A 16,572-nucleotide genomic window follows, 5' to 3' on the forward strand; every position below is an offset into this window, starting at 1 on the left:
ATTGGGTCAAATTCCGTGCATTTTCTTTCAAAAAACTGCGTTTTTCTTCAGGCAAGCGTGTTCTGGCAATGCACGCTTAAATCTGCAGACGCTCAGGTCTTTACTCTGCGGCAAGAATAGTTAAGGCCTGATCGGCCACAGATGGCAGAAAGGATTTGGCAGCACCGAGGCCGGGAATGATCACTTCGGGGGCAATTTCGGTAAGGGGGCGAAGCACAAACGCCCTTTGATGCATACGCGGGTGCGGCACAATCAGGTGATCTTGCCGTATCAGTGCATCACCATACAGCAGCAGGTCTAAATCCAGGGTACGGGGCGCATCCTGAAACGTGCGCTTTCGACCGCATTCGGCCTCAATCGCCAGCAAGGATTGCAGCAGGGTGGCTGCGCTGAGCGAAGTTTCCAGCCTGGCAACGGCATTGATGAAATCGGGCTGATCGGTGTAGCCGATGGCGCTGCTGCTGTAAAAGCTGGATTGTTGCAGCAACTGGCTTTGCGGCAGTTTGGCGAGTAAAGATAAAGCATGTTGCAATTGCAAAACAGGCTGGCCCAGATTGGCACCCAGCGCAATAAAAGCGACCGTAGTCATTGGGGAATCCATTGCATACCGCTAAAAAAACAGAAACCCAAAACTTGAGACCGGCAGAAAACACAGCGCTTAGAAGCAGAGTACAGGGTCATCATCAAGGCTAAATTCAACGCCACGATGGCTTGCCTGTGAAACGCTGCGTTTTATAAATCACAAAAAGCGCGTTTCTTACTGGTGTTGCGGTCTGTGTGCTTAAAGTGCTGCTCAAGGTTTGGGTTTTACTTAACTTATTCGCCCTTCGGGCTGGGTTTGCGGCGGCGGCGCTTTTTAGCGTGCGCACCCGCTGGCTTGCCATTGTCTGCTGCGGCGGCCATCAGCGCCATGCGAGTGTCTTCGTCGGCATTCTGAAAACGTGTCCACCAATCGCCCAGCGCTTTGTCTACCATGCCACATTCGGCACGCAGCATCAAAAAGTCATAAGCGGCACGGAAGCGTTGCTGCTCCATTAAGCGCCATGGGCGGGTGCCCACACGCTGTTCAAAGCGGGGTTGCAACAGCCAGATTTCTTTCATGGCCGCACCGTAGCGATTCGGAATCGCCATGCGCTTTTGTACCTTGCTCTCTACCGTATTCATGGCTTCAACCAGAGCAGGCACAGGGTATTCACCTGCAGCTTGGCGCTTAATCCAGTCGGCTTCTACTTCATGCCAAAGCAGGGCTGCAAAAATATAACCGGCTGAAACAGGTTTATCTTCGTTAATCCGCAGATCGGTGCTTTCCAGCGCTTTACGTAAAAAGGCCGTGGTTTCGGGCTTGGAGAGTTGCTTTTCCAAAAGTGGAAACAGCAATTTATGCAGGCCATTTTCGCGCAAGGACATCAAACACGCCCATGCACTGCCTGATAAAAGCAGCTTCATCATTTCATCAAATAAACGCGCAGAGGGGATGTTTTCCAGAAGCTTTGCGTGAATCAGAATCGGTGTTTTGGTGGCAGGCGCAATGGTGAGACCTAGCTTGGCCGAAAGACGAATGGCACGCAGCATCCGCACCGGGTCTTCGCGGTAGCGTACATCCGGATCGCCAATAATGGTCAGGCGTTTGTTTTCCAGATCGGCCACGCCATGATGGAAATCTAGGATTTCTTCAGTGCGCGGGTTGTAGTACAGCGCGTTGACTGTGAAATCACGGCGGGAAGCATCTTCTTCAATATCGCCATAGGCATTGTCGCGCAGGATGCGGCCACTGGCGTCAGTCGGGGCTTCACTGGCGCCACGGAAGGTGGTGACTTCGATGATTTCTTCACCAAAGGGCACATGCACAATGCGAAAGCGGCGGCCAATAATGCGCGAGCGGTGGAACACATGCCGTACTTGCTCTGGTGTGGCGCTGGTGGCCACATCAAAATCTTTGGGCGATTTATCCAGCATCAAGTCCCGTACCGCACCACCAACGATGTAGGCTTCAAAGCCTGCATCCTGCAGGCGGTCACACACTTTAAGTGCGCCAGAATGAAGTTGTTCCCGGCGGATGCCGTAGTGTTTGGCGTGCAGCACACGTTTGCCTGGGCGGCGTAAAACTTTGCCGATCAATTTGCGAATCATTTTTGAACCAGTTTTTGAACCAAGTAAGTGCGAAGTGCGGAGAGCTCCTGGCAGCCTGTCGGGCTTAGTATCTGCTGGCTGCAAAATCATCTGACCCGCTCATATTTCATCGTGTTATTCACCAATAAGTCTTTATTGGCGCTGCAAACCCGGCAAAATCTGTGCGTTGTCTTGTGATTTTTCTGCGAGCCGCCTGAGCACGGCATGCTACTACGCGTATCGACGGCATTATACAGACCTTGGCAGCGATGTCAGACGCGCTATGAATACTCTGGCAAAAGTTTTCACTTTAGCGGTGTATTTTTTTCTGTTATATCGATTTAAGGGCAATCTGTCGCTATTGTTTTGCTCAACAATCGGTGATGCTAAGCGTATCCCATCCCGAGAGCTGTGCATCATGCCTACTTATTCATACCGCCTTGTGAATGTGTTTGCCGAAAATATTTTTGCGGGTAATCCTTTGGCTGTGTTTACCGACGCCACCGGCCTTGATGAGCAGACCATGCAATTATTGGCGGCTCAACTTAATTTATCTGAAACCACCTTTGTTTTTCCTTCTAAAGTGGCGAGCGCCAAAGTCAGCATTTTTACCCCGATGAATGAAATGCCCTTTGCTGGGCATCCTAGCTTAGGCACCGCTGCCGTGATCCGTGGTCAGCGTAATGAAGTGAGTTTAGAGCTAAAGGCGGGTGTGATTCCTGTGCGCTTTAATGGCGATGTGGCCACGCTGACGGCTAATGCAGCCACTTACCGTGCTGGGCCAGCTTTATCTGATTTAGCTCCTGCCTTAGGCCTGCCTTTAAGCGTTTTTGTAGGGGAGGCTTTATGTGTGGATAGCGGCGTAGAGCAGCTGATTGTTCCCTTGGCCAGTGCCGCTGATGTCATGGCTTGCCAGCCCGCATCGCATTTGTTTCGCAATGTGGTGCTGCAAGGGCGTAACCGTGATGGCACGCTGGTTTGGGCTTGGCAGGATGGCGAAATCATTGCCCGTTATTTTTGGTCGCAACATGGGCAGATTGTGGAAGACAACGGCACTGGCTCGGCCTGCGCTAATCTTGGCGCTTATTTACTTAAGCAAGGTGTTGCGCTGCCGTTTGCTGCAACCATGCTCCAAGGCCACAAAGCGGGGCGCTTGGCTCATCTGCGTTTGAGTATCACGGCAGAGGGCCGCGTAGAAGTCGGCGGGCGAGTTGTAGAAGTAGGGCGCGGGGAATTTGATCTTTAACGTTTCGTATGCATGAAATTGCGCGGATTTCATGCCTGCGTAATTACCAGTACAAATATTGGCAAATTATTACCTTAAAGATAATGCTTATTATCTGTGAGTTTGGCGATATCCGTCGCTGCTTGCCTTTATAATCGTATTTTTCTAAGCCTTGATAGACATCGCCCGCCATGATCTCCCGTCTTGCTACCCCCGCTATTATTTTTTCCCTTTTAATTGCGACCTCTGCACAGGCTTTTGTACCGCCGGTGCCGGATATTGCTGCAAAGGCTTATTTACTCACTGATTATCAAAGCGGCATTCAACTTGCCGGACGTGATCCGGAGATGCGTGTAGAGCCCGCTTCTTTAACCAAGTTGATGACGGCTTATCTCACTTTTAAATTTGTGAAAGAAGGTAAGCTCAAGCTGGATCAGCAGCTCATCGTTTCGGATAAAGGCTGGCGCACCGAAGGCTCGCGCATGTTTCTTGATCCCAAAATCCCTGTAACGGTAGATAACCTGATCAAGGGCATGATTGTACAAAGTGGTAACGATGCTTGCGTCACGCTGGCCGAAGCCATTGCCGGTAGCGAAGAAGTGTTTGCCCAGCTGATGACCAAAGAAGCCAAGCGTCTTGGCATGAATGGCACTAACTTTAAAAACAGTACCGGCCTGCCTGATCCTGATCACTATATGACGGTGGGCGATTTAGCCAAGCTGGCTGCCGCCATCATTCATGATTTTCCCGAGTTCTATCCCATCTACTCGATGAAAGAATTTGCTTACAACAATATCAAACAGCCTAACCGTAATCTGCTGCTTTACCGCGATCCTTTTGTAGATGGTATGAAAACCGGCCACACGGCCAGCGCCGGATATAACCTAGTTGCGTCGACCAAGCGCGATGGCCGCCGTTTGATTTCGGTTGTTGTGGGTACGGCCAGCGATGAAGTTCGTGCAAGCGAATCCAGCAAGCTGCTGAACTGGGGTATTCAGTTCCAAGAAACACCGCGCCTTTACGCAGCCAAGCAGGCTGTTTCTAATGTGGCGGTTTGGAAAGGCAAGTCAGATAAGGTTAATGTGGGCTTTTTAGAAGACCGCTTTATTACCGTGGGCCGAGGCGATGCTAAAAACCTGAAAATGACTTTTACCAGCACTCAGCCACTGATTGCCCCGATTAAAGTGGGCCAAAATGTAGGTAAATTAACGGTAAGCTTAAACGATAAGCAGCTGGTGGAATTACCGGTGGTGGCTTTGGAAGAAGTGCAGGAAGCCAATATCTTTGGCCGCGCATGGGATTCCATCCGCATGTGGTTTAAATCGATTTTTGGCTGATATTTAAAACTCAGATCTTGAACCACTTCGATCCCAGAGGACACAGAGTTTCACGAAGAAAACCTTGAGGGTTTTGCTCTTTTTTAAACTCGTTTTTGTTTTTCTCCGTGTGCTCCGTGCTAAAGAAGTATGGTTTTTTTGCAGAGGAGGGCTTTATGGATTTCCCCGCACTCACAGGCTTTTTAAATGGTCGCTTTGCGCCATTGGCTGATTTGCAGATTTCTGTTTTAGACCGCGGATTTTTGTTTGGGGATGGGATCTATGAAGCAATCCCTGTCTATAATCGCCACCCTCTAAGGCTGACCGAACATCTGCGCCGCTTGGCAGCCAGTTTGGCTGCGATTAATATGCCCAACCCTTATGGGGCAGAAGAGTGGGCGGTTTGGATTCAGCAACTGATTGATCAGCAGCGCTTTGTAGATCAAAGCGTTTACCTGCAAATCACCCGTGGCCCAGCTTTTCCGCGCAATCATGCTTTCCCTGCTGTAACCGAGCCGACAGTCTTTATGTTTGCCGATGAATTATTACCGCCCACCAGCGAGGCGGTTGCCAATGGTGTGGCGGCCGTGTCGAGCGACGATATTCGCTGGCAGCGCTGCAATATCAAGGCGATTTCCCTGCTGGCCAATGTTTTGCTTAAACAGCAGGCCGTAGATGCTGGCGTGGCCGAAACCATTCTTTTTCGGGATGGCCTCTTGATAGAAGGTGCATCCAGCAACATCTTAGTAGTGAAAGAGGGCGTGTTACTTGCCCCGCCTCCCAGCCATTTAATGCTGACAGGCATTACTTATGACTTGGTAATAGAGCTGGCCAGGCAGCATAATATGCCGCTTGAGATTCGCCCGATTAGTGAAGCAACAGTCAGGCTTGCAGATGAAATCTGGCTAACTTCGTCATCTAAAGAAGTGCTGGCGGTAGTGAGCTTAGATGGTCAGACCGTTGGCTCTGGCCAGCCGGGGCCGCTGTATCAAGCCATGTACGGCTATTTTCAAGTATTTAAAAACGAGGCAATGCGCCTCGGTGCAGAGTAAAAAAGGTATCAATAATGAGTCAAGACGCGCCTAATCTGGCCGATTTAGTTGAGTTTCCGGCCGAGTTGCCAATGAAGGCGATCAGCCATAAAGATGTGCCGCATGATGAGTTTCATGCCGTGGTTTATGAGCTGGCGGTGCTGCATATCACCGATTTTAAAGAAGAATGGATTTCTGTTCGTACCAGCAGTGGCGGTAGTTTTATTTCGGTGACGCTATCGGCCACCTACCAATCTGCAGACGAAGTGAATGCGCTCGATACCGCTTTACGCGCCCATCCGCTCGTGAAGATGGTGATGTGAGTGCCTGAGCTCATTATTAAACAGCTGGGCATGCTTGAATACGAGCCAACATGGCGGGCCATGCAGGCATTCACCGAGCGCCGCGATGCCGATACTGCCGATGAAATCTGGCTGGTTGAGCATCCTCCGGTTTACACCCAGGGCCAAGCGGGCAAGCCTGAGCATCTGATTGCCGCCACCAGTATTCCTGTCGTGCAAATTGACCGGGGCGGGCAGATTACCTACCACGGCCCAGGCCAAGTAGTGGCTTATGTGTTGCTGGATTTACGCCGCAATGGCTTGGGTGTGCGCGAGCTGGTCAGAAAACTAGAGCAGTCTGTCATCGATATCCTTGCTGATTTTGGCGTCACTGCTTACGGCAAAGTGGATGCCCCTGGCGTGTATGTAAACCCAGAAATGGGCGAGGCAAAAATTGCATCTTTAGGATTACGGATACGTAAGGGCTGCAGCTATCACGGTTTAGCTCTGAATGTGAATATGGATTTAACGCCATTTGACTGGATAAATCCCTGCGGCTACGCCGGTATGCGCGTCACTCAGCTCAGCGATTTCGCCAGCGATGCGACATCAGCTGCAATTGCCGGTAAACTTGCCGAAAAAATAGCCTTCCAGATCAAATCCTTAAACGATGTAGGGGTATTAGCGCTTTAAAAATGCGGCGAAGCCATGCCCCGTTTTTTAAATGCCCCTACCTTACTCAGCCAGCGATCAGCCATGACTCAAGACACTAAACAGCCATCGAAAGAAGTGGGCGTAAAGCTCAAAGGCGAAGCCAAGACGGCTCGCATCCCGATTAAGATTGTGCAGCTGGATGAGCGCATCAAAAAGCCGGATTGGATTCGCGTGCAAGCGCCATCTTTAAATGGCCGCTTTGGTGAAATCAAACAAATCCTGCGCAGCCAAAAGCTGCATACCGTGTGCGAAGAAGCCGCCTGTCCCAATATTGGCGAATGCTTTGGCAAGGGCACGGCTACTTTTATGATCATGGGCGATATCTGCACCCGTCGCTGCCCGTTTTGCGATGTGGGCCATGGCCGCCCAAATCCGCTGGATGCGCAAGAGCCGGTTCATCTGGGCGAAACCATTGCCGCGCTTAAGCTTAAATACGTGGTGATTACCTCGGTCGATCGTGATGATTTACGTGATGGTGGCGCACAGCACTTTGTAGACTGCATTACCCAATCACGCCTGCAATCGCCTAATACCCAAGTAGAAGTACTGGTGCCGGATTTCCGTGGCCGCTTGGATATTGCGCTGGATCTGTTCAAGCAGGCGCTGCCTGATGTGCTGAACCACAATCTTGAAACCGCACCGCGTCTGTATAAACAAGCGCGCCCAGGCTCGGATTACCAGCATTCCTTAGATTTATTGAAGCGCTTTAAAGCCATGTACCCTGATGTGCGGACTAAATCCGGCATTATGGTGGGCCTTGGCGAAACCGATGAAGAAGTCATCCAAGTGATGCACGATCTACGTGCCCACGATGTAGATATGATCACCATCGGCCAGTACCTGCAGCCCACCGCTACCGGCCACCTGCCCGTGCTGCGCTATGTGCACCCAGATCAGTTTAAAGCCTTTGAAAAGCTCGCTTACGAGATTGGCTTTAAACACGCTGCCGTGGGGGCCATGGTACGCTCTAGCTACCATGCGGATGAACAAGCGCACGGCGCTGGGGTTTAATCCCCGCCCTGATAAAACGCCACCTAAGCAGGTGGCGTTTTTTTGTCTCAGCCTCGGGAAAAGGGGCAGAATATGCGGTTTAGCCTCTGGTTAGCGTATGGATTTTCAAGGCAAGCTCTTCGCCTAACCAAGATGCGCCATGGGTATGGGCTTCTACATCGTCGGCTAGCTCTGGGTGGATCAGCACAGGCAGCTCACCACGGTGCATGTCTAACAGGGTGCGTACTTTGGGCAGCAAGCTTTCCGCAAAATTGATCTCAAACATCGGGCGCGTATGCGGCCCAACCTCGCGGTGAATTAAATCCCCCATCCAGCAATCCTCACTTAAAGACGCCCTTAGCAGGCTGTGCAGCTGCTCTGCTGCGCTGATTTGTTCGGGCAAGAAATAAACGTGGGCGTGATAGATAACAGACATGTAAAAATCCGGTGTGAGGGCTTAGCGATTCAGGGGGCGAATTATGCGGGATTTTGTTAGCTAAATGGCATATTTTGCTGCTTGCTGTCCTTAATACTGGCGATATGGCTCGTTTTAGCTTGGCGAGTTGCTCCAGCACAATCTTTAAATGTAGCAATGCAGGCTTAGCTGATAGTGATCAGAGTCATTGAATGATTATTGTAAAAAAAGAAATAATATATTCAAAATAATGAGTATTCATTGATTTTTTGTACGGTGGCAAGATGTACTCACTCGCCAAGCAGCTGCGAATCGAGAACTCTCAGCCCAACTGCAAAAAGGAATTCAATCATGACCCGCTTAGCTATTTTGACCACCGAGCAATCGCCAGCTTCTTCTTTACCCCTATTAGATGCAGTAAAAAAACAACTTGGTGTTGTGCCCAATTTAATGCGCTTGGTAGGCAATAGCCCTGCTGCATTAGAGGGTTATCTGAGCTTAAGTGGCGCGCTGGCCAAGGGCGCACTGGGTGCAAAAACTGGGGAGCGCATTGCTTTGGCGATTGCTGAATTTAACCGCTGCGATTATTGCCTTTCGGCCCATACTTATTTGGCGAGCAATTTGGCTAAGCTGGATGCCGCCGAAATCGAGGCTAATCGTCACGGCAAATCCAATGACCCCAAAGCCGATGCTGCGGTAAGGTTTGCAATCAGCGTGGCGCAACTGCGTGGTCATGTAAGCAATGAAGCCGTTGCGGCGGTGAAAGAAGCGGGCTTTAACGATGCCGAAATCATTGAAATCATCAGCCACGTTGCGCTCAATACCCTGACCAACTATATCAACTCCACCGCGCAAACCACCATTGATTTTCCTGTGGTAACGGCTTACGCGGTGTAAATGAAGTGCTGACAAGGATGGCGAAGCGTTTAAAACGTTTCGCCATTTTTTTTGGACTTTAGGATCGTCAGTCCTGGTGGGCGGTACGTTCTGAGGCGTAACCCGCGTTCAGGCATGGCAAGCTGAGCAGTAATCGACTGGCCGTTGGGTGGAGATATTTCAGCGCGGCTTGATAAATTTAATCAGCCCTACATGGCTACACATGATCTAACGTTTGATGTTTCCACAATGGTTAGGGTCCACTGCTGATTGCTTGTAAGTGTTGAATAGTCTCTGCTACATAGGTTTTGTATCTAGGTAAATCGCTAAGTGCACCAGAGGTGCTCTTTGTTTGAGCTTCACCATTGGAAAATTGAACCGCTGCAGTGGCGACAAGAGCTCTAGCAGCGATAAACAGCTTTTTTTGTTGGGAGCGAGTTGTAAATACCGTTGCAAAAAAACCTCTTTGGCCTCGGGCATACTGCAAAGTATTCCAGATACCCCAGATGGCCGCTGAGAGAGGGGCATTTCTTGATTGATAGAACTCAGATAAGGGAAGAAGTTGATGGAGAAACACTTCGCTGCGATATGCGCACTCAGACAGACTCCAGATTAAATCTTCCGGGGCAAAGACGTGAGATTGAAGGGCCGGCTTAAACAAAGCATCTACTACTTGCTGATCGAGTAGATTCAATGTTTTTGTATCCTCTACTAAGCGCTTATAGTATTTCCACATGGTTTTGGCTCTTATGGCTAACGTTGAAGCAAAGTCACGGACTTGGGGGGGGGACTGCTGAGGCCCAGTCGCCATAGGTTTAAAGTTCTATTCCCGTATGATTTTTGATCTTTGTCTTAATGAAGCCCTTGGCTAGATCTTTTAGGGTGTCAAAGCCAAATGAGCCCACGCTCACTGCGGTGCTCTTGGTGTACATCCATATCTCTGCATCTCGTACAGAGTCAAGGAATTCATGGCCTTCCCAAGTAAGGTGGCGTGGTACAACATGGAATACATAGTCACTATCTAATCGCAATGCTTTGCCTGGGGGATGAGCCAACCCCCGGAGTGCCCATCCGTCAATAAGGCCTGCTTCGAACATTAGTGTTAAATGATGGGTCAAGGTGTTCTTGTCCGTTGCTAGCTCCGTTGCAACTTCTTCGAGGTTGTACCCAAAGTCGTCATTCTTTGTGAGGTTCGGAGTTCTGCCCTCAAGCTCTAGAAGAATTGATCGCACCAAATCCATATTTCGTTTCATGAGTGTAAGCTTCTCTAGGTTTGGATGATTGAATGGGTAAGATGTGAAGGTTTAGTAGTGCCGTGAGATGTTCGTTGGAGCTCTAGCTTACGTAGCGCAATCATTATTTCTGACTCAGCGTGGCGGAATATCTCCCGCCATCGTGCAGCAATGCTGAATCTACATCTATGCCGGTTCCTTCGATAACGCGCCCATAATGGACTGAAACATATTCTCTTGTCGCTTTTCCTTTTGCTAGTAAGTAGTCACCTGCGCGAATATCCGGCACCTCAAAATCGAATACAGTGACGATAGTCATTTGAATTTCCTAAAGTAAAATAGCGTGTAGCTTAGGCATGTTTTATTTGCCTAAGGGGGGGGCACATAATTAAATGCTGGACAGATAAAGCGTTAGCCCGACCTGCGTACTACGAACTGCATGTTTGAGACAAAGCCAAGTACTGCTTCTTACCGTTTATTTCAATAACTTGGAAAAATGCATGTCAGCTGGTACATGCCAATATTGGTTTATAACAGCCATTGTAGATGTGCTATTGATAAGGTTTTACGTAAGCTCGTTTGGTTTTTACTGAACGGTTGTTTGTAAGTTAAAGTGGAAAATCTTACGCTTTCTAGCGTATAGCTTGGACGTGTTTTATCTGCCCAAGGCGTTGCGGTAAATGATGCAGGGCTGATAAGGCGTTAGCCTTGTATGCATTAAATTTAAGACAGACGCATGGCAAAAAGCCGATTTTTATAGGGTGCGCAAGTCGTTTTTCTTGCGCACCGCTCTATGGTGCGCAACGACTGTGTCGTTGTACACCCTATAAAAATTGATTTACTCCATGACAAAAGCTCCGTAATGCGGCTTAGCCGCAGGCGTAACCCGCGTATGGCAAGTTGTGCTGTAGGAATTAATCGAGCGCTTGTTTGGTGGAAATATTGCAGCGCGGGCTGATCAACCTAAACCGTCCTACATGGCTGCCAGCAGCTTTCACTGTATTTGCGATTCCCCTTCCTCGCGCTATGCTGCAATAAATCTTACAAAGGAAGTGCGATATGTTGAATTTGCCCCGGCACCAAATGATGATGACGGTGTTGATGACGCCGGATATGGCTAATTTTTCTGGCAAGGTGCATGGCGGGGCTTTGCTTAAAGAATTGGATCAGGTGGCTTATGCCTGTGCCAGCCGCTATGCGGGGGCTTATGCGGTGACGCTTTCGGTGGATCAGGTGACGTTTAAGCAGCCCATCTTTGTGGGGGAGCTGGTGCATTTTCTGGCTAGCGTTAATTTCACTGGCCGCACTTCAATGGAAGTGGGTATTCGGGTGGTGGCAGAGAATATCCGCACCCAGACTGAGCGGCACACCAATAGCTGTTATTTCACCATGGTGGCGATGGGGGATGATGGTAAATCTGTTGTAGTACCGCCGCTTAAGCCCTCTGACGAGGATGAAGAAGCACGCTGGGTGGCTGCCGAGGCCAGAAGGGATATTCGGCTGATGCTGGCAGAGAAAATGGCATTTAAGAAATAGCTGCGGTATAAAAAAACGCCACTTCCAAAGAAGTGGCGTTTTTGTCTAAGCGAGCCGTCTGGCTGTAAAGCCCGATGGCTAAGGCTTAATTACATACCCATGCCGCCCATACCACCCATGCCGCCCATATCTGGCATGCCGCCTGCGCCTTCTTCTTTTGGCAGCTCAGCAATCATGCAGTCTGTGGTCAACATCAGGCCAGCGATCGATGCTGCGTGTTGCAGTGCCGAGCGGGTTACTTTAGCTGGGTCCAGAACACCCATTTCTACCATGTCGCCGTAAACGCCAGTACCGGCGTTGTAACCGAAGTTACCTTTGCCTTCCAGTACTTTAGAAACAACAACACTAGGCTCGTCGCCTGCGTTTTGTACGATTTGACGCAGTGGCGCTTCGATGGCTTTCAGTACGATCTTGATACCTGCATCTTGATCAACGTTAGCGCCTTTCAGATCAATGATCGATGAGCGTGCGCGCAGCAGAGCTACACCACCACCGGCCACAATGCCTTCTTCCACAGCTGCGCGTGTTGCGTGCAGTGCGTCTTCAACACGGGCTTTTTTCTCTTTCATTTCTACTTCGGTTGCTGCGCCAACTTTAATCACTGCAACGCCGCCAGCCAGTTTAGCTACGCGCTCTTGCAGTTTTTCACGATCGTAATCGCTGCTTGCATCTTCGATTTGCTTACGGATCAGGCCAACGCGTGTTTTGATGCCTTCTTCATTACCCGCGCCATCGATGATGATGGTGTTTTCTTTAGATACTTCGATACGCTTAGCAGAACCCAGCTCAGCCAGTGTGGCTTTTTCTAGTGTCAGGCCAACTTCTTCAGCGATCACAGTACCGCCAGTCAGGGTAGCGATGTCTTCCAGCATGGCTTTACGACGATCGCCAAAGCCTGGAGCCTTAACAGCTACAGTCTTCAGAATACCGCGGATGTTGTTTACAACCAGAGTAGCCAGCGCTTCGCCATCTACATCTTCAGCAATAATCAACAGTGGGCGGCCGGCTTTAGCCACTTGTTCCAGTACTGGCAGCAGGTCACGGATGTTGCTGATTTTCTTGTCGAAAAGCAGAACAAACGGATTGTCCAGCAGGGCAATTTGTTTTTCCGGGTTGTTGATGAAGTACGGTGAGAGGTAGCCGCGATCAAATTGCATACCTTCAACTACATCCAGCTCGTCTTCCAGGCCAGAACCGTCTTCAACGGTAATTACGCCTTCTTTACCTACTTTTTCCATCGCAGCAGCGATTTTTTCACCGATGATTTCGTCGCTGTTAGCAGAGATAGAGCCAACTTGAGCGATTTCTTTAGTGGTAGAGCAAGGCTTAGCAATGTTTTTCAGCTCGCCAACTAAAGCGATGACGGCTTTGTCGATACCGCGCTTCAGATCCATTGGATTCATGCCAGCGGCTACGTATTTCATGCCTTCTTGTACGATGGCTTGTGCCAGTACAGTGGCTGTAGTGGTACCGTCACCGGCGATATCAGAAGTCTTAGAAGCGACTTCTTTCACCATTTGTGCGCCCATGTTTTCGAACTTGTCTTTCAGTTCAATTTCTTTGGCTACCGATACACCGTCTTTGGTGATGGTAGGCGCGCCGTAGCTGCGTTCTAGCACGACGTTACGGCCCTTAGGGCCCAGTGTTACTTTAACTGCATCAGCCAGAATATTGACACCAGCTACCATGCGGGCGCGTGCTGAATCGCCAAATTTAACTTCTTTTGCTGCCATGTTTATTTACTCCGTAATAGTTTGAGATCGGGCCGGGCAAAAGCCTTGGCCATGACGGGATAAGGCTTAGCCTTCGATCACGCCCATGATGTCTTCTTCACGCATTACAAGCAGTTCGTCGCCATCGACTTTCACGGTTTGGCCGCTGTACTTACCAAAAATAACCTTGTCGCCCGCTTTAACTGCCATTGGGCGTACAGAGCCGTTTTCTAAAATCTTACCGTTACCGACGGCAACCACTTCGCCCATATCCGGCTTTTCAGCAGCGTTACCTGGCAACACGATGCCAGATGCAGTTTTTTCTTCAGCTTCAACGCGTTTGATTACTACACGGTCATGCAAAGGACGAATTTTCATGGTGTTCACTCTCCAGATAAAAAAGTGGCATTCAATGCTTGGCCAAACGGCCTACAGAACGCTGTTAGCACTCACTGCTAACGAGTGCTAGATGGTATGGGCGGGGCAAGGCCTTTTCAAGTGGGGAAGATGCGATATTTTTTTTAATGTGGATTTTTGCTGATGCTCTGCGTGCAAAAACCTTCAGCATGAAAAGGATATTTTGTAAGAATCTATTTTAATGGGAATCATTATCATTTATAGTAATGACACTGAGTTACATTCCTCAGCTTCTGTCGATTTCCTTACATAAAGGACAAATTGAGTGATCAGTTTGTCCTTTGTGCTTATAAAAATGAGTTTGAGCAAAATGAAAATCCAAAATACAGCCATGGTGCTTGCACTTGCCGCCGCCTTCAGCGCCTCTGCTTTTGCCAGCCAGACCAAGGGGCAGGAAGCAAGCGACGCCGCTACAAAAAAGCCTGCTGAATCCACCTTGCCTGCGATCACTGTATTTGGCGAAAAAACAGGCAGCGCCACCGTGGGCCGCTCTTATTTAGATCATGAAGATATAGAACGCCAGCAGGCTGGCAATGTGGCCGCCTTGCTCGATACCCTGCCAGGTGTGGATTTAACCGGCTCATCGCGCCCGAGTGGGCAAACTTTAAATATCTGGGGCTTTAATAAAGTTCAGGATGTCAAAGTGATTGTGGACGGCGCGCCTAAGGGCTTTGAAAAATACCGCCAAGGCTCGATTTTTATTGAGCCAGAGCTGGTGAAGCAAATTGAAGTCAATAAAGGCCCGCACACCTCTATGTATGGCAATGGTGGCTTTGGCGGGGTAATCACCATTGAGACAAAAGACGCGAAAGATTTGTTGCAGGGCGATGCTCAGCTAGGCGCTTTGCTTAAGTACTCGCATCAGACCAATAATCATGAGCAAGACAGCACGGCGGCGGTGTATGGCCGTACAGAAGATGGCCGTTTTGATGCGCTGGTGTATTTTACCCAGCGCGAAGCTGATGATTTACGCAAACCCAATGGCGATCCTTTCCGTTTTTCGGCCATTGACGCGCCATCCAGCCTCGCCAAACTCAATATCCGCCTGACAGAAGACCAGTTACTCACACTCTCGACCATGCAAGGCCGCAGCAGTGCATGGGCGCCTTTTGCTGCGCTGGGTGAAGACGCGCCAGCGCCTACCGATGCAGAAATTAAAAAATTTGGCCTTGATGAAGCATGGAAGCGCAAGGTGCTGTACCGGGATCAGGAAGACACAACCTATACGGCAAAATGGCGCTTTAGCCCAAGCGATCAACCGCTGATTAATGTGCTGGCCAGCTACGGCTATTCTAAAACCAATCAGCATGATCAACGTTCAGCCTCTGCTTCGGTGGGCTCATTTCTGGGATCATTAGGCAATGAAAGCTGGGCGACTTACACCGATAAGCTGGCTGAATTACGCAATGAAAGCCTATTTACAAGTGGCCCATTTGCCCATGTGCTGAGCGTTGGTACGCAGTGGCATGATCATCAGCGCGATACGCTGATGTATTACCCAAGCAGCACGGCTATCAAAGACCCAAGTTATAACTACGGCTATTTCCAGCCTTACTATATGCCTGCCGGCCAGCAAAGAGGCTTGGGCGTTTATCTGCAGGATGCCGTGAGCTATGGCGATGTGACGCTGACAGCAGCAGTACGCTATGACCACATCACCGCAGAAGGTGTGCCAAACCGTGCACTTCGCTATAACAGCCCGCTGCCTGCCGCAGGCCACGATTACAGCGAAGCCAGATTTGAAGGCTTTTCGCCTAGATTAGGCCTGTTCTGGAAAGCCACTAACCATGCTTCATTCTTTGCTGATATCAGCCAGACATGGCGCGCCCCGACGATTGATGAGCTGTATTCCAGCGAGTACTACGTTTCAGCCGATAAAGGTTCATCCACTCCGGGCACTAGCCGTGGCCTTGATGTTGAGCGCATTACTGCCGCGCGCGTAGGCGCAATGTGGGATCAGCAGGGCTTGTTCACGGACAACGACAGCGCACAACTGCGCTTTACCCTGTATCAAAACCGGGTTGCAGACAATATCGGCCCGCGCCTTGGTGTATTGGTAGCGGGCTATACCCCGGCCGACCGGGATAAATTGCCGCCTGCTCTCTCTAATTACCGCAATCTAAGCGGCTATAAAACTGAAGGGATGGAGATCGAAACCTTCTATAACACCCGCTATTTCTTTGCTAATGCTTCTTTATCGATGCAATACGGCAGAAGAAATGGCAGCCAGCGCGATCCTTGGGGCAGCGATGAGCCGGTATCGAGTGTAGCGCCGGATAAGCTGATGATGGGGCTGGGCTTTAAGCTGCCCGAGCAGGGCGTGACGGCAGGCTGGCAGGGGAAATTTGTGGGCGAGCAGGATAAAGTTTTACCTGTTGGCAATGTGTATCGTCTGCCGCCATCCAAAGGCTATGGTTTGCATACGCTATTTGCCAGCTGGATAGGGCGGGGCGATGTCTTAAAGGGCTTAGAGGCGAGGCTGACGATTGATAATCTGTTTAATCGTGATTACCAGCCATACCTGAGTGAAGGCGTAACCGGGGTGGGGCGTAATTACAAACTCAGTATTTCTAAATCATTCTGATTTGCTTACTGGGCTTCCGGCGCATTTGTGCGGGAATTCGCGGGTGCAGGGTGAAGCAGGATCAATCACTCTGGTGGTGTTTTTAGTTGATTTCTTATTTTTGAATTGATCACCGGCGTCATCTTAACAAGGAT

General features: G+C 49.8%; 17 protein-coding genes. 9 read left to right on the forward strand and 8 right to left on the reverse strand.

The genetic code is table 11. The features are described 5' to 3' along the window. Positions 1-100: 100 nt before the first annotated feature. Together folK and pcnB are read right to left on the reverse strand one after the other, a co-directional pair. Positions 101-589, reverse strand: coding sequence for a 2-amino-4-hydroxy-6-hydroxymethyldihydropteridine diphosphokinase (gene folK / locus DYD62_RS21290; RefSeq protein WP_115229915.1), 489 nt, complete (start codon positions 587-589; stop codon positions 101-103). A gap of 227 nt (positions 590-816) precedes the next feature. After that, positions 817-2,130, reverse strand: coding sequence for a polynucleotide adenylyltransferase PcnB (pcnB, locus tag DYD62_RS21295; RefSeq protein ID WP_115230003.1), 1,314 nt, complete (start codon positions 2,128-2,130; stop codon positions 817-819). A 397-nt stretch (positions 2,131-2,527) separates the two neighbouring features. On the opposite strand from pcnB, the gene DYD62_RS21300 reads away from it, so the two are divergent. The 6 genes from DYD62_RS21300 to lipA all read left to right on the forward strand — a co-directional run bounded on the left by DYD62_RS21300 (position 2,528) and on the right by lipA (position 7,687). Beyond that, positions 2,528-3,355, forward strand: a complete 828-nt coding sequence (locus DYD62_RS21300) for a PhzF family phenazine biosynthesis protein (RefSeq protein ID WP_115230004.1) — start codon at positions 2,528-2,530, stop codon at positions 3,353-3,355. A gap of 170 nt (positions 3,356-3,525) precedes the next feature. Then, complete coding sequence (locus DYD62_RS21305) at positions 3,526-4,671, forward strand: D-alanyl-D-alanine carboxypeptidase family protein (RefSeq protein WP_115229916.1); 1,146 nt, start codon at positions 3,526-3,528, stop codon at positions 4,669-4,671. A gap of 155 nt (positions 4,672-4,826) precedes the next feature. Next, positions 4,827-5,702: a D-amino acid aminotransferase gene (locus tag DYD62_RS21310; protein WP_115229917.1), complete on the forward strand. Its 876-nt coding sequence runs from the start codon at positions 4,827-4,829 to the stop codon at positions 5,700-5,702. Positions 5,703-5,716: 14 nt separating this feature from the next. Continuing rightward, positions 5,717-6,004 carry a YbeD family protein gene (locus DYD62_RS21315; protein ID WP_115229918.1) on the forward strand — a complete coding sequence of 96 codons (288 nt, stop codon included), beginning with the start codon at positions 5,717-5,719 and terminating at the stop codon, positions 6,002-6,004. Further along, entirely contained in the window at positions 6,005-6,655 is a 651-nt protein-coding gene (gene lipB / locus DYD62_RS21320) for a lipoyl(octanoyl) transferase LipB (protein WP_267896138.1), read from the forward strand. A 63-nt stretch (positions 6,656-6,718) separates the two neighbouring features. After that, a complete protein-coding gene (lipA, locus tag DYD62_RS21325) occupies positions 6,719-7,687 on the forward strand; it encodes a lipoyl synthase (protein WP_115230006.1) in 969 nt (322 codons plus the stop codon). A gap of 79 nt (positions 7,688-7,766) precedes the next feature. Here lipA and DYD62_RS21330 read toward each other — a convergent pair whose 3' ends face one another. Next, on the reverse strand, positions 7,767-8,102 hold the full coding sequence (locus tag DYD62_RS21330; protein WP_115229919.1) for a DOPA 4,5-dioxygenase family protein: 336 nt from the start codon (positions 8,100-8,102) through the stop codon (positions 7,767-7,769). A 330-nt stretch (positions 8,103-8,432) separates the two neighbouring features. Here DYD62_RS21330 and DYD62_RS21335 point away from each other — a divergent pair, with 330 nt between their 5' ends. Further along, positions 8,433-8,978, forward strand: a complete 546-nt coding sequence (locus tag DYD62_RS21335) for a carboxymuconolactone decarboxylase family protein (protein WP_115229920.1) — start codon at positions 8,433-8,435, stop codon at positions 8,976-8,978. A 232-nt stretch (positions 8,979-9,210) separates the two neighbouring features. On the opposite strand, the gene DYD62_RS21340 is transcribed toward DYD62_RS21335, so the two are convergent. The 3 genes from DYD62_RS21340 to DYD62_RS21350 form a co-directional block, all read right to left on the reverse strand. Beyond that, positions 9,211-9,693 (reverse strand): hypothetical protein, encoded by a 483-nt coding sequence (locus tag DYD62_RS21340; RefSeq protein WP_132038662.1) that lies wholly within the window; start codon positions 9,691-9,693, stop codon positions 9,211-9,213. Positions 9,694-9,772: 79 nt separating this feature from the next. Beyond that, a complete protein-coding gene (locus tag DYD62_RS21345; protein ID WP_115229922.1) occupies positions 9,773-10,210 on the reverse strand; it encodes a DUF2513 domain-containing protein in 438 nt (145 codons plus the stop codon). Positions 10,211-10,313: 103 nt separating this feature from the next. Continuing rightward, complete coding sequence (locus tag DYD62_RS21350) at positions 10,314-10,508, reverse strand: hypothetical protein (protein ID WP_115229923.1); 195 nt, start codon at positions 10,506-10,508, stop codon at positions 10,314-10,316. Between the two features lie 740 nt (positions 10,509-11,248). Between DYD62_RS21350 and DYD62_RS21355 the strand changes: the two genes are divergently transcribed. After that, positions 11,249-11,725 (forward strand): acyl-CoA thioesterase, encoded by a 477-nt coding sequence (locus DYD62_RS21355; protein WP_207916522.1) that lies wholly within the window; start codon positions 11,249-11,251, stop codon positions 11,723-11,725. Positions 11,726-11,814: 89 nt separating this feature from the next. On the opposite strand, the gene groL is transcribed toward DYD62_RS21355, so the two are convergent. Further along, complete coding sequence (groL, locus tag DYD62_RS21360) at positions 11,815-13,458, reverse strand: chaperonin GroEL (RefSeq protein WP_115229924.1); 1,644 nt, start codon at positions 13,456-13,458, stop codon at positions 11,815-11,817. Between the two features lie 66 nt (positions 13,459-13,524). Then, positions 13,525-13,815 carry a co-chaperone GroES gene (gene groES, locus DYD62_RS21365; protein WP_046350280.1) on the reverse strand — a complete coding sequence of 97 codons (291 nt, stop codon included), beginning with the start codon at positions 13,813-13,815 and terminating at the stop codon, positions 13,525-13,527. Between the two features lie 349 nt (positions 13,816-14,164). On the opposite strand from groES, the gene DYD62_RS21370 reads away from it, so the two are divergent. Continuing rightward, positions 14,165-16,438: a TonB-dependent hemoglobin/transferrin/lactoferrin family receptor gene (locus tag DYD62_RS21370; protein ID WP_165928667.1), complete on the forward strand. Its 2,274-nt coding sequence runs from the start codon at positions 14,165-14,167 to the stop codon at positions 16,436-16,438. Positions 16,439-16,572 lie beyond the last annotated feature (134 nt).

Origin of the sequence: Iodobacter fluviatilis, assembly GCF_900451195.1 — a bacterium.
GTDB lineage: Bacteria > Pseudomonadota > Gammaproteobacteria > Burkholderiales > Chitinibacteraceae > Iodobacter > Iodobacter fluviatilis.

What these genes read in the sequence shown, in the direction of transcription:
- folK (WP_115229915.1), bottom strand. Translation starts at nt 589, where the DNA reads ATGACTACGGTCGCTTTTATTGCGCTGGGTGCCAATCTGGGCCAGCCT.
- pcnB (WP_115230003.1), bottom strand. Translation starts at nt 2,130, where the DNA reads ATGATTCGCAAATTGATCGGCAAAGTTTTACGCCGCCCAGGCAAACGT.
- DYD62_RS21300 (WP_115230004.1), top strand. Translation starts at nt 2,528, where the DNA reads ATGCCTACTTATTCATACCGCCTTGTGAATGTGTTTGCCGAAAATATT.
- DYD62_RS21305 (WP_115229916.1), top strand. Translation starts at nt 3,526, where the DNA reads ATGATCTCCCGTCTTGCTACCCCCGCTATTATTTTTTCCCTTTTAATT.
- DYD62_RS21310 (WP_115229917.1), top strand. Translation starts at nt 4,827, where the DNA reads ATGGATTTCCCCGCACTCACAGGCTTTTTAAATGGTCGCTTTGCGCCA.
- DYD62_RS21315 (WP_115229918.1), top strand. Translation starts at nt 5,717, where the DNA reads ATGAGTCAAGACGCGCCTAATCTGGCCGATTTAGTTGAGTTTCCGGCC.
- lipA (WP_115230006.1), top strand. Translation starts at nt 6,719, where the DNA reads ATGACTCAAGACACTAAACAGCCATCGAAAGAAGTGGGCGTAAAGCTC.
- DYD62_RS21330 (WP_115229919.1), bottom strand. Translation starts at nt 8,102, where the DNA reads ATGTCTGTTATCTATCACGCCCACGTTTATTTCTTGCCCGAACAAATC.
- DYD62_RS21335 (WP_115229920.1), top strand. Translation starts at nt 8,433, where the DNA reads ATGACCCGCTTAGCTATTTTGACCACCGAGCAATCGCCAGCTTCTTCT.
- DYD62_RS21340 (WP_132038662.1), bottom strand. Translation starts at nt 9,693, where the DNA reads ATGTGGAAATACTATAAGCGCTTAGTAGAGGATACAAAAACATTGAAT.
- DYD62_RS21345 (WP_115229922.1), bottom strand. Translation starts at nt 10,210, where the DNA reads ATGAAACGAAATATGGATTTGGTGCGATCAATTCTTCTAGAGCTTGAG.
- DYD62_RS21350 (WP_115229923.1), bottom strand. Translation starts at nt 10,508, where the DNA reads ATGACTATCGTCACTGTATTCGATTTTGAGGTGCCGGATATTCGCGCA.
- DYD62_RS21355 (WP_207916522.1), top strand. Translation starts at nt 11,249, where the DNA reads ATGTTGAATTTGCCCCGGCACCAAATGATGATGACGGTGTTGATGACG.
- groL (WP_115229924.1), bottom strand. Translation starts at nt 13,458, where the DNA reads ATGGCAGCAAAAGAAGTTAAATTTGGCGATTCAGCACGCGCCCGCATG.
- groES (WP_046350280.1), bottom strand. Translation starts at nt 13,815, where the DNA reads ATGAAAATTCGTCCTTTGCATGACCGTGTAGTAATCAAACGCGTTGAA.
- DYD62_RS21370 (WP_165928667.1), top strand. Translation starts at nt 14,165, where the DNA reads ATGAAAATCCAAAATACAGCCATGGTGCTTGCACTTGCCGCCGCCTTC.